This is a genomic window from Mucilaginibacter sp. GW822-FHT03E02, assembly GCF_058801545.1.
In genome coordinates this window covers 1,022,432-1,044,600 of the sequence record NZ_JBXANJ010000001.1, presented here as the reverse complement: position 1 = coordinate 1,044,600, position 22,169 = coordinate 1,022,432, and the positions used below count along the sequence as shown (strand labels likewise).

17 protein-coding genes are annotated in these 22,169 nt (G+C 43.3%); 10 read left to right on the top strand and 7 right to left on the bottom strand.

Features of this window, described 5'->3' with window-relative positions; translation table 11 throughout:
* The 4 genes from AC1RM2_RS04110 to AC1RM2_RS04095 form a co-directional block, all read right to left on the bottom strand.
* Positions 1-1,797, bottom strand: a complete 1,797-nt coding sequence (locus AC1RM2_RS04110; protein ID WP_492983656.1) for an ORC-CDC6 family AAA ATPase — start codon at positions 1,795-1,797, stop codon at positions 1-3.
* Positions 1,784-2,980 carry a metallophosphoesterase family protein gene (locus AC1RM2_RS04105; protein WP_492983654.1) on the bottom strand — a complete coding sequence of 399 codons (1,197 nt, stop codon included), beginning with the start codon at positions 2,978-2,980 and terminating at the stop codon, positions 1,784-1,786. Before AC1RM2_RS04105 ends, AC1RM2_RS04110 begins: the two co-directional genes overlap by 14 nt.
* 7 nt (positions 2,981-2,987) lie before the next feature.
* On the bottom strand, positions 2,988-3,830 hold the full coding sequence (locus AC1RM2_RS04100) for a DNA adenine methylase (RefSeq protein ID WP_492983652.1): 843 nt from the start codon (positions 3,828-3,830) through the stop codon (positions 2,988-2,990).
* A 364-nt stretch (positions 3,831-4,194) separates the two neighbouring features.
* On the bottom strand, positions 4,195-4,395 hold the full coding sequence (locus AC1RM2_RS04095; protein WP_492983650.1) for a hypothetical protein: 201 nt from the start codon (positions 4,393-4,395) through the stop codon (positions 4,195-4,197).
* A 266-nt stretch (positions 4,396-4,661) separates the two neighbouring features.
* Here AC1RM2_RS04095 and AC1RM2_RS04090 point away from each other — a divergent pair, with 266 nt between their 5' ends.
* The 3 genes from AC1RM2_RS04090 to AC1RM2_RS04080 all read left to right on the top strand — a co-directional run bounded on the left by AC1RM2_RS04090 (position 4,662) and on the right by AC1RM2_RS04080 (position 7,597).
* Positions 4,662-5,816 (top strand): hypothetical protein, encoded by a 1,155-nt coding sequence (locus tag AC1RM2_RS04090; RefSeq protein WP_492983648.1) that lies wholly within the window; start codon positions 4,662-4,664, stop codon positions 5,814-5,816.
* Positions 5,817-6,013: 197 nt separating this feature from the next.
* Positions 6,014-6,565 carry a 2OG-Fe(II) oxygenase gene (locus AC1RM2_RS04085; protein WP_492983646.1) on the top strand — a complete coding sequence of 184 codons (552 nt, stop codon included), beginning with the start codon at positions 6,014-6,016 and terminating at the stop codon, positions 6,563-6,565.
* Positions 6,566-6,808: 243 nt separating this feature from the next.
* Positions 6,809-7,597, top strand: a complete 789-nt coding sequence (locus AC1RM2_RS04080; protein ID WP_492983644.1) for an HAD-IIA family hydrolase — start codon at positions 6,809-6,811, stop codon at positions 7,595-7,597.
* Positions 7,598-7,757: 160 nt separating this feature from the next.
* On the opposite strand, the gene AC1RM2_RS04075 is transcribed toward AC1RM2_RS04080, so the two are convergent.
* From AC1RM2_RS04075 to AC1RM2_RS04065, 3 genes are read right to left on the bottom strand one after another with little or no spacing between them, the layout of a single operon-like run.
* Positions 7,758-8,681, bottom strand: coding sequence for a DUF6607 family protein (locus AC1RM2_RS04075; protein ID WP_492983642.1), 924 nt, complete (start codon positions 8,679-8,681; stop codon positions 7,758-7,760).
* A 41-nt stretch (positions 8,682-8,722) separates the two neighbouring features.
* Positions 8,723-9,331 (bottom strand): HmuY family protein, encoded by a 609-nt coding sequence (locus AC1RM2_RS04070; RefSeq protein ID WP_492983640.1) that lies wholly within the window; start codon positions 9,329-9,331, stop codon positions 8,723-8,725.
* A gap of 24 nt (positions 9,332-9,355) precedes the next feature.
* The gene (locus AC1RM2_RS04065) at positions 9,356-11,434 is read right to left on the bottom strand and encodes a TonB-dependent receptor plug domain-containing protein (protein ID WP_492983638.1); all 2,079 of its coding nucleotides are present in this window, start codon (positions 11,432-11,434) and stop codon (positions 9,356-9,358) included.
* A 131-nt stretch (positions 11,435-11,565) separates the two neighbouring features.
* Between AC1RM2_RS04065 and AC1RM2_RS04060 the strand changes: the two genes are divergently transcribed.
* The 7 genes from AC1RM2_RS04060 to AC1RM2_RS04030 all read left to right on the top strand — a co-directional run bounded on the left by AC1RM2_RS04060 (position 11,566) and on the right by AC1RM2_RS04030 (position 22,156).
* A complete protein-coding gene (locus AC1RM2_RS04060) occupies positions 11,566-12,516 on the top strand; it encodes a helix-turn-helix transcriptional regulator (protein ID WP_492983636.1) in 951 nt (316 codons plus the stop codon).
* A 213-nt stretch (positions 12,517-12,729) separates the two neighbouring features.
* Positions 12,730-14,619, top strand: coding sequence for a PAS domain-containing sensor histidine kinase (locus AC1RM2_RS04055; RefSeq protein WP_492983634.1), 1,890 nt, complete (start codon positions 12,730-12,732; stop codon positions 14,617-14,619).
* A gap of 109 nt (positions 14,620-14,728) precedes the next feature.
* Positions 14,729-15,421 carry a TapB family protein gene (locus tag AC1RM2_RS04050; RefSeq protein WP_492983632.1) on the top strand — a complete coding sequence of 231 codons (693 nt, stop codon included), beginning with the start codon at positions 14,729-14,731 and terminating at the stop codon, positions 15,419-15,421.
* A 164-nt stretch (positions 15,422-15,585) separates the two neighbouring features.
* A complete protein-coding gene (locus AC1RM2_RS04045; RefSeq protein ID WP_492983630.1) occupies positions 15,586-16,425 on the top strand; it encodes a chromate resistance protein ChrB domain-containing protein in 840 nt (279 codons plus the stop codon).
* A gap of 90 nt (positions 16,426-16,515) precedes the next feature.
* Positions 16,516-17,913: a TolC family protein gene (locus AC1RM2_RS04040; RefSeq protein WP_492983628.1), complete on the top strand. Its 1,398-nt coding sequence runs from the start codon at positions 16,516-16,518 to the stop codon at positions 17,911-17,913.
* The gene (locus tag AC1RM2_RS04035) at positions 17,910-21,074 is read left to right on the top strand and encodes an efflux RND transporter permease subunit (protein ID WP_492983626.1); all 3,165 of its coding nucleotides are present in this window, start codon (positions 17,910-17,912) and stop codon (positions 21,072-21,074) included. The genes AC1RM2_RS04040 and AC1RM2_RS04035 overlap by 4 nt, the downstream gene beginning before the upstream one ends.
* Positions 21,071-22,156: an efflux RND transporter periplasmic adaptor subunit gene (locus tag AC1RM2_RS04030; protein WP_492983624.1), complete on the top strand. Its 1,086-nt coding sequence runs from the start codon at positions 21,071-21,073 to the stop codon at positions 22,154-22,156. The genes AC1RM2_RS04035 and AC1RM2_RS04030 overlap by 4 nt, the downstream gene beginning before the upstream one ends.
* Positions 22,157-22,169 lie beyond the last annotated feature (13 nt).

The following is a 22,169-nucleotide window of genomic DNA, read 5'->3' as shown; positions in this document are numbered from 1 at the left end:
TTAAAATAATGAAGTTTGTCCTGCCCGTTCAATCTGTAATCCGCGCAAACATTCGCTCAATTTTATATCCGTGTATTTCCTTAGAGGGATATCATATAATGGAGCAAATAAATACGACAATTTTATTCGTTTCCCCCGTAGTTCGAAATCAAACGACTGACCGTCGCTGTCTACCAGGATAAGTGCACCTTGCGCTACACCTTTTTCTAATAGATTTATAATCTCACCTGACACCTGGTGATGATTTTCGTCGACCACAAATGTGCCTTTCGGATCAAGGTTAAAATTCGGCCCCAGGACTTGATATTTAAAAAACTGACCAACCCTTTCAATGATTTCCGTTAAAGGCGTGGAAATTGTTGCGCCTGTTGGGATATTTGCAATTACATTTTGAAAGCGTTTGGCTGCACTTATAATCTCATCATATTGCAATTTTTCAGACATTCCCCGGGTGGCAGCTTTTGATAAAATTGAAGTCACAATTGCTATTAACCAACGTGGATTACCGTCACAGATTTTTGTCAGCACTTCTATTCCCGAATAAAGCTCACCCGTTTTCCTACTTCGATAGCCAGTTTTAAACTTGTTGCCATCCACTTTTCTATTTTCAGACAAATAGTAATTCCTGAAAGCAACAACTGGCTTAATCTTCCTGAATAAGACGTCTTTTTGATTATCGACTGGAATCGGTCTGCTAACGTCCACATTCTTATCTACCATAAACTCTCTAAAAGCATCGTCTTTCTTTAAAAGCTCGATCATCTCCTTATAAAATTCGCTGCCTTCGTTATAGCTATCCGGGCTTTTATTATAGATCTCGTTTGAACCGAAATAGGTTTTGACATCGCGAATGTTAAGTTTTCTGGCTAAATAAGATTCTATTATTTTTTTAGAAAAGTTGTCCGCTTCCGACGAACCCCACATTTTAATGAGGGACACATCGTTTCCGATTGTCGCGCTATATTCGTCTGATAACGATCTCGCTAGTGCTAAAGGAAGTATTGGACTAGAACTTAGTTTATAAAGGATGTATTGGGTCCTGCTACGCAATGACCTAAATAATTTTTCCTGAAGCCATAATGGCGCGAATTCAAGTTCATCAAAACATAAAGCCCATTGCCTTTTGTTTTGCAAACCATATATCCTCTCAAAGATTGGTATTACATATTCCAACGAAGTTTCGAACGACAGATTGAAAAAATCGGGCGTAATAACTTCTTGATTTTTCTTATGGTTAAAGATTACATCCTGGATGAACTGGTTTACAAAATCAACTCTTTCATTTAATGCTTCTTTAACATATTCAATCTTCGGAACCGTAGCGTTCAACTTCCAAGCCTTGATTAAAACTTTGCATAATTCTAGTTCCTTTGCCTCGTCATCACAACGAATATCGATTTCCAAAATGTTTTTGAAAGTGTCGCAGAGTGATGAAAATACATTACTTGTCACCGAGAACTGTGATATTCGTTCGGAAAAATTACCGAACGATTCCAGTTCCGAGCTGTATGTTTGGTTTTTAACATCCCAGTAAATGTCTGTCGAAATATAAACTGCATGAAAAGGCAGACCCGTACGGATATCAGCAGCCCTCTCATGGTCCCAATGGTAAAGAGCGGGCAGCGTCAACATCTTCATCAACGTGGTTTTACCACACCCCCGTGCACCCAATATTACGGAATGGTCATTCTGGATCAGCTTTTCAAAACTGTTTGAAAAGATAAAGCTCTCGGCAACCTCGGATGGCTTTAAATGCCGCGCATTGTAAGTATTGTAGAAATTGTCAATCTCTTTCATAATATACGTGCTTCGGTTTTACGCCGATCTTCGATGTTAATAATATTTGTTCTGCCAACAATTGTGCCTCCAGTTCGTCCATTTTATCGGGTGTGAGGTAGCGAATTTCCGGAATATCTTCCACGACGGCGTCCCATTTAAGCATGCCGGTAGCTGACGCTTCCAGCTTTGTTTTTATCTTTTCTACGATTAATTTTAGATTATCTAAATATCCAAACCCCGCATAAGGGTAAAAGCCATCCTCACGGTCTTTTTTCCATCCGATTCTATTTTTGAAGGTAAGGGTTTCCAACATACCAGTGGCGGGTGTGTCTTCATCCTTAGTAATTTCAATCAAGTGGAAATAGTTAAACTTGTTGATCCAGGAAATCTGGTTTGTTGCTGAAAAACTACCTGACGAGAGTATTGGTATCTCAAATCCGTTTTCTGTAATATTGTATCTCAGCCATGGATCATGTTTATGCCCGTGGATCAATAGGTCGTAGCGGTATGTTCCCAAAACATTTAAAAAACTTTCACCGTTCTCGATGAAATCGTACTCGCCTAACTGTTGTCGGGCATGTTTGATCGGATGATGATGTACCAGTGCGATTTTGATTTTTTTCGGATCGTTGTGCTCCTTCAGGTACTTCTCTATTTGTTCAATCTGCGCCGTGTCCATTTTGCCTTTAACAACCGGGTTGTCGATCGGATTGTCCTTGTCAGAATGAGTATGAAAATGGGTGCTGTTGACTACGAGGATTTGAAAATCCGGTTCTTCGATGAATGCAAAACCAGTATCCCAAAATTGTGCAAGCCTTGTCTTATCAAGCGGAAAATCTTGGCTTATTTTCTTCGGTATATCAAAACTATAGTTAGAATAGGTATGCCGCGAGTCAATATCATGATTGCCAATAGTGGCTATTACCTCGTCGGCCTTTAAGGCACGGGCGATCTCGTTTACATAAGACCATCCTGAAAAAAAACCTTGCTTATGCGACTGATGAGTAAAGTCGCCAGGGCTTAATACCAAATCTACTTTAATCTTTTCATCTTCAATGATATCCAGCAAATTCTCTACCGGGTGCTCGTTGGTGGGCAGTCGTAATTTATCACTGAATAAAAGCGTATTATTTTTCGCGTACTCCTTTTCTTCCGGGTGGCAATGCAGATCGCTAATTACAGCTATTTTAAGTTTCTTCATTGCCATATTACCTACAGATATTTGAGATGACTAATTCATTATACATGCGCCTGGTCTTGTTCCTGCCGCCGACCTGGCTGTTCCGTGACAATTTTTTCATCGTGCCGATATTTTTATAAAGTTCGGCTATTGACGTATGGCTGGCATTAGTTAAAATAAAGTATGCGCCCAAATCCATCAGGTTTTCAATCAAACGCCTTAGTCTTTCCTGATCCTCCCAGGCGAAGAGATGTTGATTATATTCAATAAAACCATTGTTTTCATGTGCGACTGTATAGGGGGGATCCAAGAAAACCAGGTCCCCCGCTTTCACGTCCTGAATGCAACATTCGAAGCCTTGTGCCTGAAGGTGCACACCTTGCAGACGATCACTGACATCCTGTAACAATCGTTCCGTTACGAAGTCTACTTTTGCGCGATTACCATATGGTACATTGTACAGGCCATTACTGTTCACTCTATATATACCGTTAAAAGAAGTTCGGTTCAGATAGATGAAACGCGCTGCACGTTCCTGTGCACAACCAAGGCTCAAACTTCTGATATGGTAATAATCTTCTTTAGTATTTTTAAACGATTTCAGACTGTGAATCACCTCATTTGGGTTATCTCGTAACTGCAGATAAGCATTAGTCAGATCTTCGTTGGAGTCAGAAAGAAAGAATTGTTTCCCGCTTGGAACTTTATTCATCAAATGAAAAAATACTGCTCCTGCACCTAAAAAAGGCTCATGATAGTTGCCAAATTCGGCCGGCAAAAAATCTTCGATATGGCTTTTTGTAAACCATCGCTTAGAACCTGTCCAGCGCAGGAAGGGAATAACAGTTTTATTTTCTACTTCAGACTCCATTTAAAAACGAATATAGAACTTTTAAATGGCCCAATACCCCGCCATGATTTACCAGACAAGCGGTACCCGCAACGGATCAGAAGTGATTTTTTTGATAATAAATTCAAATCGGAAAGATTTAGACGCTGAATTTACAACAAAAAGGGCTTTCTATCATCATCGTTAACTCTTTTATCAATAACCCAGATTTTCATTAAGTAAACCATTGGCGCTTGCTAAGTCGTCCGGCATATGATAAAAGGCGCGAAACCAATGACCTAATCTGGTATTTGGTCATTTTTGCACGTAGGCGTTAATGGCCTTAAGTTCAGCATCTATAAAGAATAAAAATAACCTAATAATCGGCGATTTCGAAATTGTCCCTTTAAAGCTTAACTGTAAATAATTTGAATGCAGCGGTATTCGGCACTTTGCCGCCTTCCTCAACAGCGATTAGCAGATAATTTTTTTTATAGTGCCTGATGTTATTTGTATATTTGTACTCGGGATAACCGAACGTTCTTAAATTGTAATAAATCATGTCAAAATAATTGGTGCCCCATATGGTGCCCTGTTTTGATTTCAAATGAAAAAAAGTGCTTTTAAAGCACCTAATAGCATATAACTGACTCGCAAAAGGATCAAAAATTATCCCAGCGGGATCACAGAATGTAGCTGGATACAATGTATCTGGCTACATTTGTTTTAAACACATCCATTTCTTTTTTTTATTATTATTCAAGTCATGCATTTCATCGATAATTTATAATTATGAGGTTTTGTTACGTATTTTTGGATCAAGCAGACTAATACGTCATCTTCGCATAATGGATACAATAATTGGCGTACTAAATGGTGATTAATCACTATTTAGAATATTGCTCAAAGATTATAAACCAACAATCTGGTAAAAATACTTTAAAAATGATTTTTTTAAAAAAAAGCATATTCTACTTGTTTGTTATATTAACCCTAACGGTGAAATCAAACGGTAATTCTTTCGCGGCAGATGCAACTGCCTTACCTGTAACAGTTGGTATTTCCGAAAAAACTGATGTTTATGTGGCGGGCTACTCAAATAATGATAAATACAATTTTATTGCTACCTATTGGAAAAATGGAAAGCCAGTATATCTTACAGAGGGGAACCATCAAGGGAAAGCGACCGGTATAGTTGTTGTCGGGAGTGATGTTTATGTATCGGGTGCAGTATATAACGTAGGACACAGTGTAGCCACCTATTGGAAGAATCGCATAGCGGTAAGTCTGACTGATGGAAATAATAAAGCTTCAGCTACAGGAATAGCTGTTGTTGGTAAAGATGTTTATGTATCAGGATATGAAACTGGTAAAAACGGATTGTACATTGCGATGTACTGGAAAAATGGAATACCAATTCGTCTGAGCGATGAAAACCACTATGAGCCAACAACAGCAATTGCTGTTTCGGGTAACGATGTGTATGTAGCGGGTTTTGAACAAGACATGCACAATTTACGCTCCTCCGTTGCTAAATATTGGAGAAACGGTAAAGCTGTTTTGCTTGCCCCAGCCGACAAGGAAGCAACTGCAAGCGGTATTGCTGTAGTGGGCAATGATGTTTATGTAGCAGGACAACAGATGGGGAAGTTCAGCTTTATGGTTAAGTATTGGAAAAATGGAAAAGAGATCAACCTTAGTGACATAGAAGGAAGAGGTGCATGTTCACGTGCTATTGCAGTAGTAAGCAACGATGTATATGTAACAGGAGCTGAAAAAGGAACTGACTACAACCTGGTGCCTGCCTATTGGAAAAACGGAAAAGAAATAATCCTTAGTTCGGATACGCGCAAGTTTAACGGATATGCTGAAGCAATTGCGGTTTCAGGCAACATCGTTTATATAGCGGGTGAAGAAAATAATGGTCATTGCGATGTTGCGAAATATTGGAAAAACGGCAATGCTATTTACCTTGGTGATGGTAAGCATAATTCAGCAGCCTATGCAATTGCCGTTGTTCGTATTTAACTAATCCTAATACCCAAAAAATACTGGCCCTGCAGGCGATTTCTTTTTAAACTAATTTAAAGCCCTCAATTTTGATCCGCCATTTGCACAGCAAGGCTGGGGCTAAATCATAAAGTTCCGATAAACTTTTATGCTATATTTGAATATCGAAAAGGCCGCCATAAACCTTAAAGGGTAAGCTGAAATTAAACCTACACATGATGCAACTCCATGTTCTGACAAGTGATATTTTCATAATTGAAGATTTTTGGACGCCGGAAACGTGTGACGACTTTATTTTAAAAAGTGAGGCTGTTGGTTATGAGCCTGCAACCATTGAAACAGGGGGCGGACAAAAAGTTGTTACAACGGTTCGTAATAACAACAGGGTTATTTATAAAGACGATGAACTTGCCGGCATACTGTGGCAACAACTAAAGCCATTTGCACCTAACCAAATTGGGTATAGCAAAGCTGTCGGACTAAATGAACTTTTCAGATTTTATAAGTACCAGCCCGGTCAGGAATTTAAACGCCACAGAGACCAAAGTTATATCAGAAATAATGGCGAAGCAAGCTACTACACCTTTATGATTTATTTAAATGAAAATTATGAAGGAGGCGAGACGAATTTCGGTAGCCTCACTATTCAACCGAAAAAGGGGTTGGCGCTTGTTTTCTTACACAATTTAGAACACGAAGGAAGGCCGGTGATTAATGGTATAAAGTATGTTTTACGTACCGACATCATGTTTTGCCTGGAAGAATAAAACTAATTGTTAGGCCCGGAAAAACAAGCCTGGCATGTAATTAAGCAACATTAAAAGATTTTCTGAGTTGCGAGCTTAATATGTTTGGAATGCTTTTCTAAGCTTGCGTGTATTGATAAATTGTTAATAAATAAATAAAATTGTTATGGTATTTTTAATAAAATATTCATTTTGTTATTAATATCGTATATTTGAATATGTAGAGGCCAGTCTTCTTACAACTTATAACTTAAAAGACATACTATGAAACAAGGACTTTTAATCGATATGGATGGTGTTATCTATAGCGGCGAGGAACTGATATACGGGGCGGATAAATTTATCAAATATTTAATTGACAGCGATATACCTTTTGCATTTATGACCAATAACAGCCAGCGAACAAGCCTGGAAGTTGTACGTAAATTGAAAGGTTTGGGAATTGAGGTTCAGGACAAGCATGTTTATACGAGTGCTATGGCTACCGGAAAGTTTTTGGGCGATCAGAGCCCCAACGGCACTGCCTATGTTTTAGGCGAAGGAGGTTTACTGACCAGCTTGCATGAAAATGGCATTACGCTGGTAAATACCGATCCGGAATTTGTTGTTTTGGGCGAGGGCCGCAATTTTACGCTGGAAATGGTTCAGCGCGCGGTAGATATGATTTTGGCAGGTGCCAAATTTATCACCACAAACCGTGATCCTTCTCCTAAAAAACCGGGGTGGAACAATTTGGGCATTGCTGCAACTACGGCGATGATTGAAGAGGCCACAGGCCGAAAGGCTTTTGTTACTGGCAAACCAAGCCCGGTAATGATGCGGTCGGCCCGTAAATTCCTGGGGTTGGAAACAGCCGAAACTACTGTGATAGGTGATACTATGGAAACGGATATACAGGGAGGCGTACAAATGGGTTACAAAACCATCCTGGTTTTGTCGGGTATATCAACCAAAGACAGGCTTGCGCATTATGCATTTAAGCCGGATATGGTAGCAAGTTCGGTAGATGAAATTAAATTCCCTTTAAAATGGTGGGATAAAGTTGCCGGTTAAATATTGGTGCATGCTATCGGGGGCTTAGTCATGAAGCCCCCGATGCCTGCCTTTTTTTGTAAGCAATAGCTGATATTTATGCTGCCGAAATTGAAAAATTGGTGCCTGCCTTACCGCATTTTTCCGGATAAACGTGGCGGTAAGCACAGGACTTTGTTTGTTAAATGATTGCCAGGTAATTTTCGATAACCTTATTGATTTCCGATTTATTTTTGGCGGTATCCCATTTTTCTTTTGCAGACCGATCGGCCAGGTCAAAAAGCCTTTCGTATAGCAGCTTTCCATCTGTTTTTCCTTTTAGTTTTACCTGTGCATGCTGCGCATAAACTTCGTCCCAAACCTGCCTTACAGATGTCCAGTAAGACTTCCGGGTTTTCCACCAGCCTTTGGCATAATTAAATTTACTTTCATCTGCTTTGGTAAATTCTTCGTAGCCCTTTTCGCATACCAGTAATTTATCTTCGGTGGCCGAACGTATAATTTTTTGATTATCTTGTTCAAACATCCAGCCGTTAGCTGTCAGGTAAATCCTGTTTCCCCTCCTGAGTACATTATAATCGCTGCGCTTGGTAAACTCCCGCCGGGGTAGGGGGGCATCACATTCGCTGTGCCACTCATGCCTGCCATCAACATGTACCCATGTGCCTATGCTTTCATAGCGGGGACTGTCATCAACCTGAAATACTTTTTGTACCCAGCGGCCTTTTACTTCGGCTGGTTTTAAGCCCACCTTTTTCCAGGTATTGTCCTTGTCAAATGTCAACAGGTTATCTTCTTCATAAACCCAATCCTCCCGCCAATGCTTGATTACAGAGGTATCACCGGTAACCAGGATATGCTGGATCACGATTTTTTTGGGCGATTCTTCCTCAACCACAGCCCACTCATAACCAGAGGCATGGTATTTAGGATGGTTTTTGTAAGCAGTATCGGGCGCAAAAGTTTCCGCATAGTCAAAGGTTACTTTATAAAAGCCGCCGAGCGAACGGATGGCCGTGCGGTCCTGGTCTGTTTTTGATTGCGCATACAGGGCCGCTGTAGTTATAACCAGCAGGCCAAGTGTTAAACATATTTGTTTTTTCATGATGATTTGAAGTGTTTTATTTGTTTCTTTTTTAAAGCAAACTATTGTAAACTGGTTGTGCCATCGCCCTGGTAAGCAAAACGGAAGGTATAATAGCGCGATGCCGGCCTGGTGGCCAGGTTGGCAAATTCGGCGGTTGTTGTGTTTGGGTTGCCTTTGTAATAACTTATCATTTCAATCTTGGCATAATTACCCGCCGATGTTTTAATCACGATAATCTTACCTGGCACGGTAAGGATAGCATGCTGTGGCTCGGTGGTAGCAGTGTAGGTGTACCATCCTGATATGGCAGGCGCACCGGTTGCATCCGTTTTATAATCGGCGGTTGGCGCCGTAGTTAAAGTTTCAAAAGTGCTGCTTACTATTTGGGCCTGGGTAGTTCCGGTGCCTGATGTGCCGCCGTTTATAAATATGCTTGTCCCCTTAAATTTGATATCCCATTTGGTAGTGGCCGTATCGGCACCGGTAATTTGCGCACCGGTTGAAAGGCTATAATAAACGTTAGTTGTTGAGCCGTCAAGATCGGTAACTGTTTTTGTGCTGAGTTTACTTACTGCCGGAGTAGCGTCGTCGCTGTTTTTACTGCATGATGATGTTAGTAAAATGATAGCGCTGCTTAATGCCAATGATAAAGTTGTGAATTTGTTCATGTGTTTTATTGTTTGAATGGTTATTTAATTTGTGTGTTGTTTTTTATTGAAATTATAAGCTATCCCGGCGTAGATGAGCCTGCCCGGCAGATTAAGAACAACCTGGGCATCTTTGTAATTCAGCAGGTTTTGCGCCGTAAGTTGTACCCTGATCGCATCTTTCAGTACGGACTTGGATAGTGACGCGTTAACCAGTACGTATCCTTTTGTATATTCATCATTGCGGTTTACAATGCCATTTCCATCCGCATCCTTATAGCCATACCTGCCACGATAGATGGCCCTTACTGAAGCATTGATGCCTGAACTTTCATGGAGATAGTTTACACGAATATTGTATGTGTATTTTGACCGGCCGAGCAGACCGCCGTAATCACTTCTTTTGATAACTTTAGTAAGATTGGTTTCGGGATCTTTGGTAAAAACTTTACCCGCGGCTATCTGGTTCAACACCTCCTGGTCATATGCTTCCAGGTATTGAAAACCGCCTGCCACCTGTAACGATTTGAATAGCTGGTAGCTCAGGTCGGTTTCAATACCCTGCGTATAAACTTTATTGAGGTTGAAGTAGGAGAAAACAGATTGACCATTGGTTTTTATAGCTATGGCCGCTGTTTCGATGAGGTTGGTGATGTTATTGCGGAAAAGGTTGGCTGTCCAATAGAGTTTGCCTGTTGGTTTGTACCGGTAACCTAAATTAAAAGCGGTGGAACTTTCGGCATTTAACCTTTTCAGCGTAGCGGGATCTATCAATATGGTTTCAATTTGCCCGGCCTGCTGTAAGCGCTCTATGCCTGCACTTGCTTCTTCGTAACCAAAAACACTGTAGCCAACCTCGGCATTAGTAAAGTTTAAATAAAGCTGGCGAAAGTCGGGGGCCTTATAACCTTTACCAACCGACCCTAATACCGTAAATTTTGGACTAAGTGCATAGCTTGCCGCCAGTTTGGGGCTTAACTGCGATTTATAAACACTGTGCACATCATACCTGCCACCGGCTATAATATCCAGTTTTTTTACCGGCAGCCAGTCGGCCTGGAAGTAGCCGTAGCCGGATGTGAACGATTGTAGTTTGGTGTAGCGTGTAGCCTCAACCGTTTCATACTGACCACCTGCACCGCCGGTTAGTTTCAGGTTATCCTTTAAAGCATAATCATTTTGCAGTTCGGCACGGTTAAAGGCCTGGTTAAAATAGGTCTGGTCGTATACAGACTGGTCATCCTCATACCTTACATCCGATTTTGTTTTATAGGTTGAGCGGTAAAGTTGTAAGGTTGAAAGTAGCTTATTGGTAAAGCGATGGGTAATTACCGGTGCTATGTTAAAATCTTTTTCGGTGCCCGTCCCTGCAGCATAACGGTTATCAACCAGGTACCTGCTGTCCTGGTCATTGGTATAATACCTTACAGAAAGTTTGATGGTTGTTCTATCGTCTATTTTGTAGGATGTTTTGCCATTAAACGTATAGCCCGCGAAGGGCGAAACCGTAGGCAGTCCTGATGAAGGCTGCAATGTATAACCGCCGCTGCTATAACGGTTGGCAAAGCCCGAAATGTAGAACCGGTCATTTTTGTAGGCCGAATTTAAGCTAAGATCTGCGGTATTGTTGGTACCGTACCTGGCTGCCGCCCCGCCCGATATTCCCTTTACCGGATCGGCAGTAATGATATTTACAACTCCGGCCATAGCTTCACTGCCGTACAGGGAAGATGTTGGACCTTTTACAATCTCAATCCGGTCGATATTATTAATGGTGATCCTCGAAAGCTCCAGTATACCCGTATTGCGGCCAATTAAAGGTAGCCCATCTATTAAAATCATGGTATAGGCAGGGTCAAATCCCTGGATTTGTATGCCCTGTCCGTGCGGGTCATCTAAAATGGTCATTCCGGTTTGCTCGGCCAAAATCTCGTTCAGCCGTACCAGGCCCTTTTTCTTTATTTCGTCAGCTGTGATGCGGGTAATTGGTATTGGCACCTGTTGCAGGCTTTTCTGCGTGCGGGTGCCGGTAACCACTACTTCTTTCAGCTGCTTAATATTTGCCGTATCCTTTTTTATCGTATCCCGCCTTTGCGCATAGGCCATATTGAATGTAAATGACATGACAAAAGCGCAAAGGATATATTTTATTTGCATTTATTTAGACTAATTAAAAATAATGATGCAAATTTGAGCGATTTACAAACAGTATGATAACGCCAGCGGGATTTTAATAAACGCGATACGGATTAATAATGATCAGGATTACTTCTGCCTTATTGGATGATGATGTTTACCATTTTGATGGTATTTTAAGGGATAAAGCCTTATTTAATCAAACCGGGAACTGGGGCCATGTAAGCATTATCACCGTAAAACTGGCTGATATCCATTTCTTTGTGATAGATTTCAAGAGTGATAAAATATGCCCGGCGACTGTGGAGATTGATACCTTATGCCTGATGATGAGCTTTACCTTATCAGGGCCAACACAACCAGGTTTAGCGGGCTTCCCATTTTGTGAAGGCGAACACAATAGCCTTTTTTCGCCCGGCCAGTTAAGATTTAAGGCCAGCCTTCGGGGCCATTTATTACTCTTTGTGGTTTGTTTCCTGGGAGATAGTTTGAAAAAAAGTATACCGGGTGCAATTGATCCCGAACAATTGGAGTTGCTGCAAGCAAGCAGGCCAACCACGCTGCAAATGAGCCAGGCTATTCAGGGCATAATGGCTAATATTGAAAAAAGGGGGAACCATCACATTTATTTTGAAGCGAAGGCGTTGGAGCTACTTTTCCTTGAATTGGAACAGGTAGCTGTTTTAGCCGGGCAACCGGCCAATTCATTTTTGAAAATGCACGACCTGGAGCGTATTAGCCGGGCCAAAACCATAGTAGAGGAAAATTTGTTAAACCCCTGTTCGCTTATTGAACTGGCGCATAAAGTTGGCCTCAATGATTTTAAACTAAAAAAAGGATTTAAGGAGGTTGTTGGGACAACGGTTTTTGGCTATTTATATGATTTGCGGATGGATAAAGCAAAACTGCTTTTAAAAGAGGGGAAACCTGTAAGGGAAGTAGCCTTTGAAGTGGGTTATAAAAACGCCCACCATTTTACAACGGCATTCAAAAAAAAATTTGGCTACCTGCCCAGTAAAATTAATAAGCTTTTGGGGCTATTGGCTTTTATGCTTTCACTTATTGATTAATGTTGCCGCCACCATCGGGGGCAGGCAACAAAAAGAGAAAGGGTTCGAAGGCAAGAAATGTAATCGTATTAGTTAAATGCCGCCTGGCAGCTTTAAAATATTATGAGCCATCCAGGCATTGTTATTGATTAACGGTTAAGCAATTATTTAAGAACATCCTAACTAATATTCACTTATCTTTACTTTCGGAGAAAATACTTTGACTTTATGCAAATGTTCAATCAGTATAATTTATCCTACATAGTGCTGAATGCACCGGTGGGTATTTGCATAGTAGATGCGGCCACCCTGGTGGTCGAAATGGTTAATGCTCATTTTTTGAAACTGACCGGTAAGCCGGAAGAGGCGGTTTTGGGGAAGCATTACCGGGAAGTATTTCCTTTGGACAGGCTTGATCAGGATGACGTGATCCTTAATAAAGCCGTTCGGGAAGGCCGCCCGTATACTGCCCGGGAAAGGGAGATCCCGCTGGTACATGACGGTGAGATGGAAACGGTAATGGCTAGTTTTGTTTATTCTCCTATAAAAAACAATGAAGGCAGCGTCACCAGTTTAGCGGTATGGCTGCTGGAGAATTCCGCCCATGGACTTAATGAAGAATTGGCTGCTACCAATGAAGAATTTGCCGCCGCCAATGAAGAACTCGCCGCGGCCAATGAAGAACTGGCGGCCACCAACGACGCATTAGTTGAAACCCAGGCCAGCCTGCAGCGAAGCGAGAAATTGTTCCGCTCCATCGCACTGAATATTCCCGGATCATTGATCATGGTGATTGACAGAAGCCACCGCTACATGACAATTGAAGGCGATATCATGGAAAAGATGGGCTTTAATCGCGATGGGTACGAAGGCAGGCACCCCGCAGAAGTATCGCCCGAAAGCTACGAAGTTTCAAGGCCCCTGTATGAAAGGGTTATCGGCGGAGAACAGTTTTCGATTGAATGGAAAACTGGTACCGGCGAGTTTTATATTGTTCATTTTGTGCCGTTAAAAAATGAAATGGACGAAGTAGATGCGGGTCTGATCATCACCCTGGATATCACCGGCATTAAACAAGCCGAAGAAAAAAGCGCGAAATTGGCAGCAATTGTTCAATCTTCTGATGATGCTATTATTAGCAAGACCCCGGAAAGCGTGATCACGAGCTGGAATGCGGCAGCCGAACGGATGTTTGGCTATACTTCAGATGAGATGATAGGCCAGACGATTTATAAAATTATCCCTCCCGACCGCCAGGATGAAGAGCCCCGCATACTGTCCCGGTTAAAAAGAGGCGAGCGCGTAGAGCATTTTGAAACTAAGCGATTAACAAAGGATGGGCATCTGCTGGATATTTCTTTGACAATTTCTCCCATCAAAGATGCCCGGGGCAATATTATCGGTTTATCCAAAATAGCAAGGGATATCACCGGGAAAAAACAGGAAGAGCAGCGTAAAAACGATTTTATTGGGATGGTTAGCCACGAACTTAAAACACCGCTTACCTCCCTTAGCGCTATCATCCAGGTAGGCACAAGCAAGCTACGGTATAATGAAGATGAGTTTTTATCCGGCGCCATGGAAAACGCCAACCGGCAAGTCCGAAAAATGACCAGTATGATCAATGGTTTTCTGAATATTTCACGGTTGGAGTCGGGGCAATTGTTCATTGAAAAAGAGCCTTTCGCGCTTGAGCAATTGTTACAGGAAAACCTGGAAGAAATCAGGCTTACCGTTAACAGTCATAGCTTTAGTTTGGCGGGATGTAATGATATCATCGTAAACGCCGACCGGGATAAAATCAGTTCTGTGATTTCCAACCTCCTCAGTAACGCGGTTAAGTATTCGCCAAAAGGTAAACTGATTGATGTTGATTGCCAAATTAAGGGCCAAACGGTAGTTGTGAGTATAAAAGATGATGGTATCGGGATTAAGCCACCAGATATTCACCGGATATTTGACAGGTATTACCGGGTTGAAAACAAACACTTGCGTCATATTTCCGGTTTCGGTATCGGCCTATACTTAAGCGCCGAAATTATTAAAAGGCACGACGGCAAAATATGGGTAGAAAGCGAAAGCGGCAAAGGCTCTACTTTTTATTTTTCGCTGCCCCTGGCCTGAGCACGTGCTCAAATTGCGTAGCTGCCACATCACCTTGACGTATTTATACGATTGTATATCTGTGCTTTAGGCTGGATATTTATCCCAATTTAATCATCTGATAAACATCATGAAAAAATTGATCATCCTGCTGCTGTGCGCTGCTATTGGCGTGCATACGGCCAACGCGCAAAGTTGCAACCAGTTCATCAACAACGTTAACGGCAAAAAACTCAGCTATATTAACCACGATGCCAAGGGCCAGCCACAAATGACCGCCGTTTATACCAGCATCAAAAAAGACGCGTTGACTGTGGCGGTGCATGCCGTTATCAGCGACCATAACGGCAAGGTTATGGGCACCGGCGATTCGGAGATGATTTGCAGCGGCAACGCAATTAAGATTGATATGAAATCGTTTATCCCGGCCGCCTCTATGAAGCAATACGGCGATATGCAGGTGAGCGGCGAAGCCAGGTACCTTACTTACCCCGCTGATATTAAAGCCGGGCAAACGCTTGACGATGGCTCGATAACTATTAATCTGAACAACGGCGGCGCAGCCAAAGGCGAGATGCAAATGGATATTGTTAACCGTAAAGTAGAAGCGGCCGAGACTATAACCACAGGCGCAGGTAGTTTTGATTGCTTTAAAGTAACGTACGATGCTACAAACACGATGAAGATGATGGGTATCAGCATACCATTCCGCATAAAAGTAACCGAGTGGTTTGCACCAAAACTGGGCCGTTTTGTAAAGTCGGAAACCTATAGTAAAAATGGCAAGCTAATGGGCACCATGACGCTGGAATCTATTAACTGACCAAACAATGGCGGTGCTTTTACTTTGCAGATACTGGAATAAGCGTCAATCACCGACTTGGTATGTTTCTGATGAATTGAACAAATTTGTTACGATTATACCCGGATAGTCGCCAGGGAATCCGTTGCTATAAAAAGGATTAGATTTCTAACTTTGGTAACGAAATGAAATGGATTACCCGCGAACATCCGAAGATAGACCGTATTGCCTGTCCCTGGCTCATTAAACGCTTTATTGACCCTGATGCCGAGATTGTTTATGTGCCGGTAGACCAGGTGATTGCGCAGGCGGCGATTTTAAATGCAACTCCTTTTGACCTGCCGGACGTTGAATATACCCATTATGATGACCAATGTACTTTTGATTATTTTATAAAGAAACATCAGCTTAAAGATGCAGCGCTTGATCGTATTGCTGCCATTGTTCGTGGTGCTGATACCGACCGGCATGATTTCGCCCCGCAGGCATCGGGTTTGTCGGCGATCTTTTTAGGGTTATCAAAAAACATCCCAGACGACCACGAACTGCTGGAACTGGGTATAAAAGTATATGACGGCTTATACACCTGGGCCAAATACCTGTACGAGCAAAAACATATACAGGAGCCTGTAGAATTCCTTTTACTGGAGGTTTTTAATAAATACCTGAAGCAGCAGGGATCAAAAAAAGCACCGGTATGGGCAAAGGAAATTAAGGAGATGATCCAGGACCAAATTGATACCAATATGAGCTTAAGCTTGCAACAGGTGTCGGAAGAACTAAAGATTAACCCGGCCTACCTGTCGCGGGAGTTTTCAAGGTACTTCGAAAATTTATCCTTCGGCGACTATATCCGTAAAATGCGCATCGAAAAATCAATAAACCTGATGGAAACCACCGACTACTCTTTAACGGAGATTGCTTACCTCACCGGATTTTCGGACCAAAGCCATTTTAACCGGATTTTCAAAAAACAAATGGGGATGAGGGCGTCTGAGTACAAAAAAAACGTGGTAAAAAAGTAAAGCAGATTCTATTCGGTAAAATCTGTTCTATTTTAAAATAGTAAATTGCCATAGTATTGCGCTTACATATACAGCACTGGATTTCCAGCTATGAAATATTCCGATTTACCCGCCTTTCCAAAAATCAGCATGCTTGCAGGTGTGCTTCTTTGTTTTTTACTTCCCAGGCAAACTTTGGGGCAGCAAAGTAAGCCCTATCTTGATTCCCTGCTGCATACTGCAACGGCTAATTATCCTTTGATAAAAGCCAAAAAGTTGCAAACCCAGGCCCTGCAATATGCTGTAAAGTATAAGCAGAACGGTTTAATCCCATCGCTAAACGCATCGTACCAGGTTGATTACGCCACCGCGAACAATATTACCGGGATGATTTATCCGCAATATATTACGCCCATCAGCGGGCCGCCAACGAGGGGCAATGATTACAGTGGCGTGCCAGGCAGCGCGGCCGCGCTTAACCTGCAATGGGAACCCATTACTTTTGGCCAGCGTAGCGCCGAAGTTGAATTGGCTAAAGGGCGGTTGAAATATGGGCAAGCCGACGAGAGCTTAACCTTGTTTCAGCACCAGGTAAATGTAATTGGCGCCTGGTTAAACTATTTACTGGTAAGCGATTTGGTTAAAGTTTACCAGTCTAACATCAACAAATCGGCTTTTAATTTAAAACAGGCGCAAACCCTTGTAATTAGCGGTTTGCGGCCGGGAACAGATTCTTCTTCCTTCCACTCAGAATACGCCCGGGCCCAAATGCAATTGATTGCTTTTGAATGGCAGCGGGATTCTACACTGATAGCCCTCAAAGAATTGGTTGGTGGCAAGTTACCAGCCGGCCTGGTGGTTGATTCTTCACTTTTTGAAAATCTACCGGTAATCGCTTTAACTGATACCATAACAACCGATCATCCCGAAGTGCAATTGGGGAAGGCCAATGTAAGCACTAACGAACTGGCTTTAAAATCGCTGAAGAAAAACATCCTGCCAAAGTTAACTTTATGGAGCACCGGCTATGGCAGGGGATCTGGTATCGGCGCGGATGGTACAGTTAACTCCGGCGACGGCTGGCATTTTCAGCGGTATAATTATGGGGTAGGTGCCCAAATCGCTTTTCCAATACTGGAAGTTTTTAGGCAGAAACCCCTATGGAAACAACAGGAACTCATTACAGCATCCAGCCGGGAACAACTTGCTCAAACCGAGCTGCACCTGAATACCCAAAAAGAAATCGCGGTATCCAATTTTCAAAAAGCAGTACAATCGGCACAGCTGGCGCCACAGCAATTCCATTCTGCCGAATATTCTTATAAAGCCATCCAATCCAGGTATAAATCGGGCCTTATCAATTATTATGATGTGATACAGGCACAGCAATTATTATTTCAGGCTGAAGCCACTGTCCGGATAGCTTATTACGGGGCATGGCGGGCATTATTAAATGAGGCGGCCTATAGCGGCAACCTGAACCTGTTTTTAAATCAATACGGCAAATGAACATCATCCAGTTTTTATACGCCTCATTAAGAAAGCCGGTCACCATCATCGTTGCCGTTATTGCCATAGTTTTTTTCGCGGTGGTATCCATCAAAACCATGCCGGTAGATATTTTCCCTAAGCTGGGTACCCCCACCATTTATGTGGCACAAACCTACGGCGGGCTGTCGGCCGAGCAGATTGAAGGTTTTGTAACCTCGTATTATGAGTACCATTTTTTGTATGTAACCGGCATTAAATCTGTCGAAAGCAAAACCATCCAGGGGGTTACTTTATTAAAACTTAATTTTTACGAAGGCACCGATATGGGGCAGGCCACCGGCGAGGTTGTATCAATGGTGAACCGCGCAAGGGCTTTTATGCCTCCCGGTACGGTATCGCCCTTTGTAACCCGTTTTGACGGGGGCAGCGTGGCGGTTGGCCAGCTGGTTTTCAGCAGCCCGACCAGGTCATTGGGCGAGGTATCAGATCTGGCCCTATTTAAAGTACGCCCTATGTTCTCCACATTACCGGGTGTTTCGGCACCGCCGCCGTTTGGCGGTAACCAGCGTTCGGTGCTCATCAAGGCCGATCCCAATAAACTAAGGAGCTATGGGGTTAGTCCCGAAGAACTGGTAACCGCCATTGCCAAAGGGAACACCATACTGCCGGCAGGTAACCTGCGTGTGGGCGATCAGATGCTCATTGCCCCCCAAAATACGGTGGTAGATAATATCCAGGATTTGGGCAACATTCCCGTAAAAACCGGCAGCGGCCCGGCCGTGTATGTACATGACCTGGCACAGGTAGATAACGGCGCCGATATTACAGCAGGTTATGCATTGATTAACGGCAAACGTTCGGTTTATATCCCCGTTACCAAAAGGGCCGATGCATCAACCTGGGATGTAGTACAAAAAGTGAAAGCAGCCTTGCCCGACATGCAGGCAGCTATCCCATCGGATATTAAAGTAAGTTATGAGTTTGATCAATCGGGCTATGTTATCAATTCATTAAAAAGCTTAATGACGGAAGGCATTTTAGGCGCTTTGCTCACCGGGCTTATGGTATTGTTATTTCTGCGCGATTGGCGTGGTTCGCTCATCGTGGTTTTAACTATCCCGCTGGCCTTGCTTTCGGCGGTTATCTGCCTCAAACTTTTTGGACAATCCATCAACATCATGACCCTTGGCGGCCTGGCACTGGCCATAGGTATTTTGGTAGATGAGGCCACCGTAACGATAGAAAATATACACCATCACCAGGAAAAAGGCGAACTGAAAGGGCGGGCCATTTTAGAAGCTTGTAAGGAAATTGCTTTGCCTAAATTGTTAATCCTCCTTTGTATACTGGCGGTGTTCTTCCCTGCTTTCTTTATGTCGGGTATTCCTAAAGCCATGTTTCTGCCGCTTTCGCTGGCTGTTGGATTTGCCATGATAGCATCTTTCCTGTTATCGCAATCTTTTGTGCCGGTTGTTGCCAATTGGTTGTTTAAAGACCAACCGGCCGAAACCGCAAAAGAAGGCAAGCGTATGACCCGCTTTAAAGAACAACATGAAGGACTGATTAACCGGCTTTCGCCCGGCAGAAACATCCTGATACCCGTTTACCTGATCCTTTCATTTGGCCTGGTGGCGCTGCTATTTTTAACAGTTGGTAAAGAGTTATTTCCGAAAGTTGATGCCGGGCAGTTCCAGGTAAGGCTAAGGTTGCCAGAAGGGACGCGTATTGAACGGACGGAAGCAAAAACAAAACAACTGCTTCACCTGGTAGATAGCCTTTCGGGCGGTAATAAAATTGCCATATCATCGGCCTATGTTGGTTTGATGGGTTCAAGTTACCCGGTGAGCGTTATTCACCTGTGGACGAGCGGACCCGAAGAGGCACTGCTAAAGGTTAAATTTATTACAGGCTCCGGTATCAAAATAGATGATTTCAGGGAAAAGGTACGCCAGGCGGTAAGTATGCAAATGCCCGGGGCACATATTTCTTTTGAACCCGCCGATTTGGTAGGCCAGGTAATGAGCCAGGGAACGGGCACTCCTATACAGGTGCAGGTTTTAGGTAAAAGCCTGGCACAGGACCGCCAGTTTGGGAAAAAGATTGTTGAGCGTTTGAAAACCCTGCCTTACCTGCGCGATGTGGCTTATAGCGCCCCGCAGGGTTACCCAGCCATGAAAATTGAATTTGACAGGGTAAAGCTGGGACAATTAGGCTTAACCGTGGAAGATGCCGGGAAATCATTGGCTGCGGCTACTTCATCCAGCCGTTTTACGCAGCCCAATTATTGGGTAGATAAAACAGCCGGGACAGCGTACCAAATACAGGTGCAGATACCAGAGCTGGTGATGAATGATCCTGCGCAGGTGGATAATATTTTGTTAAGCTCCAATAACGGCAAGCAGGTTTACATGCGCGATGTAGCAACCTGGAAAATGGGCAATACCGAAGGCGAGTTTGACCGCTTAAACCAAAAACGCTTTATTACCATAACTGCCAATTTGCAAGGCAAAGCGCTGGGTTCGGCCATTAACGATATCGATAAGATTATCAATGAAAGCGGCAAACTGCCCGAGGGCATGAAAATACAGCAACCGGGCCAGGCCGAAGTTTTTTTACAAACTTTCCAGGAATTGCAGAATGGTATTTTGCTGGCTATCGTGGTAATTTTCCTGTTGTTAGCGGTAAACTTCCAGTCGTTCAGGTTATCGCTGGTCATTATCTCGGTTATACCGGGCATATTAGCCGGGAGCCTGCTGTTGTTATGGATCTGCGGTAAAACACTGAATATACAATCCTATATGGGCTGTATCATGGCTGTAGGTGTGGCCGTGGCCAATGCCATCCTGTTTGTGACGCAGGCAGAAAAATATAGAAGTGAAAAATTACAGGAGCCCTATTTGCAAGGAATTAAAGACCGGATAAGACCTATCCTGATGACCAGCTTAGCAATGATTGCCGGAGTGATGCCAATGGCCTTAGGCTTAGGCGAGGGGGGCGATCAAACATCCCCCTTAGGTACAGCCGTGATAGGTGGCCTTATCTTTTCCATCTTCTCCAGCCTGGTTATTTTGCCGTTAATATACCAGTTCTCCATAGGTAACCGGCCGGTGCCTGTTATCTCTTTAGATCCGGATGATCCGCAAAGCAAATATCAATCCCTAACCGAAAATCAATCATGAAAGCTGTCAATTATATATTCTTAGTCCCTGTTTGCCTTTTGGCGGCCTGCGGGGGCAACCAAGCCGAAAAAGCAGCCCCCCAGGGCCTGCCGGAAAAGCCGGTGGTTAAACTGTTAACCCTGAAACCAGAACCCATTGCTAACAAACTGAACCTCACCGGAGAAATTATTCCGTTCGATCGCGCCAATATTTATGCCCGTACACCGGGCTATGTGAAGGAAGTAAAGGTTGATATCGGCTCAAAAGTTACTAAAGGCCAGGTTTTATGCGTCCTTGATGCTCCCGAATTAAAAGCGGCGCAAGCGCAAAGCCAAAGTAACAGCATGGGCACCAGGTCAAAATATGAATCCAGTAAATCAACATATTTAAGGTTATTAAAAGCTGCGCAAACGCCCGGTGCTGTGGCTGATAACGAGCTGGAAATTGCGCATAACCAAATGCGGACGGATAGTGCTGTTTACCAGGCTTCCCGTTCGGCTACCCAGGCCAATAAAGCGATAGAAGATTACCTGGTGATCCGGTCGCCTTTTAACGGTGTGGTTACAGCCAGGAATATATTTAAAGGCGATTTTGTAGATAATACCGGTAAAACGTTGCTGTTCCGTGTTGAAGATAACTCGTCGTTAAGGGTTGATGTAGCAGTGCCCGAGGCGTATAATTCCACCACGCTAAAAGATAATGAGGCAAGTTTTACGGTATCGGCCAATCCCGGCCAGGTGTTTAAAGCCAAACTGGCACGAAAATCAGATGCCATTGATCCGCAAACCCGCAGCGAAACCTGGGAGCTTACCTTTCCAAATACTAACGGTTTACTTAAGCCTGGCATGTTCGCCCAAATTGTATTGCCGGTTAGCCGTCCCAAAGAGGGCTTCCTGGTGCCGTTTAAAGCAGTGGTATCTACCCAGGAACGTAAGTTTGTGATTAGGGTAGTAAACGGAAAAACCCAATGGGTAGATGTAAAGACCGGTTTTACCGGCAAGGAAAAGACCGAGATAGCCGGCGATTTGAAGCCCGGCGACCAACTGGTGGCGCAGGCCAATGAGGAACTGAAAGAAGGTATAACCGTGCAGGTAAAGCAATAGGAAAAAGGCAAAT

Excerpts from the sequence above, each read along its gene's own strand:
- AC1RM2_RS04050 (WP_492983632.1), top strand. The coding sequence starts at position 14,729 with ATGAAAAAATTGATCATCCTGCTGCTGTGCGCTGCTATTGGCGTGCAT.
- AC1RM2_RS04080 (WP_492983644.1), top strand. The coding sequence starts at position 6,809 with ATGAAACAAGGACTTTTAATCGATATGGATGGTGTTATCTATAGCGGC.
- AC1RM2_RS04055 (WP_492983634.1), top strand. The coding sequence starts at position 12,730 with ATGTTCAATCAGTATAATTTATCCTACATAGTGCTGAATGCACCGGTG.
- AC1RM2_RS04065 (WP_492983638.1), bottom strand. The coding sequence starts at position 11,434 with ATGTCATTTACATTCAATATGGCCTATGCGCAAAGGCGGGATACGATA.
- AC1RM2_RS04040 (WP_492983628.1), top strand. The coding sequence starts at position 16,516 with ATGAAATATTCCGATTTACCCGCCTTTCCAAAAATCAGCATGCTTGCA.
- AC1RM2_RS04100 (WP_492983652.1), bottom strand. The coding sequence starts at position 3,830 with ATGGAGTCTGAAGTAGAAAATAAAACTGTTATTCCCTTCCTGCGCTGG.
- AC1RM2_RS04075 (WP_492983642.1), bottom strand. The coding sequence starts at position 8,681 with ATGAAAAAACAAATATGTTTAACACTTGGCCTGCTGGTTATAACTACA.
- AC1RM2_RS04030 (WP_492983624.1), top strand. The coding sequence starts at position 21,071 with ATGAAAGCTGTCAATTATATATTCTTAGTCCCTGTTTGCCTTTTGGCG.
- AC1RM2_RS04085 (WP_492983646.1), top strand. The coding sequence starts at position 6,014 with ATGATGCAACTCCATGTTCTGACAAGTGATATTTTCATAATTGAAGAT.
- AC1RM2_RS04070 (WP_492983640.1), bottom strand. The coding sequence starts at position 9,331 with ATGAACAAATTCACAACTTTATCATTGGCATTAAGCAGCGCTATCATT.
- AC1RM2_RS04045 (WP_492983630.1), top strand. The coding sequence starts at position 15,586 with ATGAAATGGATTACCCGCGAACATCCGAAGATAGACCGTATTGCCTGT.
- AC1RM2_RS04035 (WP_492983626.1), top strand. The coding sequence starts at position 17,910 with ATGAACATCATCCAGTTTTTATACGCCTCATTAAGAAAGCCGGTCACC.
- AC1RM2_RS04090 (WP_492983648.1), top strand. The coding sequence starts at position 4,662 with ATGGTGATTAATCACTATTTAGAATATTGCTCAAAGATTATAAACCAA.
- AC1RM2_RS04105 (WP_492983654.1), bottom strand. The coding sequence starts at position 2,980 with ATGAAGAAACTTAAAATAGCTGTAATTAGCGATCTGCATTGCCACCCG.
- AC1RM2_RS04060 (WP_492983636.1), top strand. The coding sequence starts at position 11,566 with ATGATCAGGATTACTTCTGCCTTATTGGATGATGATGTTTACCATTTT.
- AC1RM2_RS04110 (WP_492983656.1), bottom strand. The coding sequence starts at position 1,797 with ATGAAAGAGATTGACAATTTCTACAATACTTACAATGCGCGGCATTTA.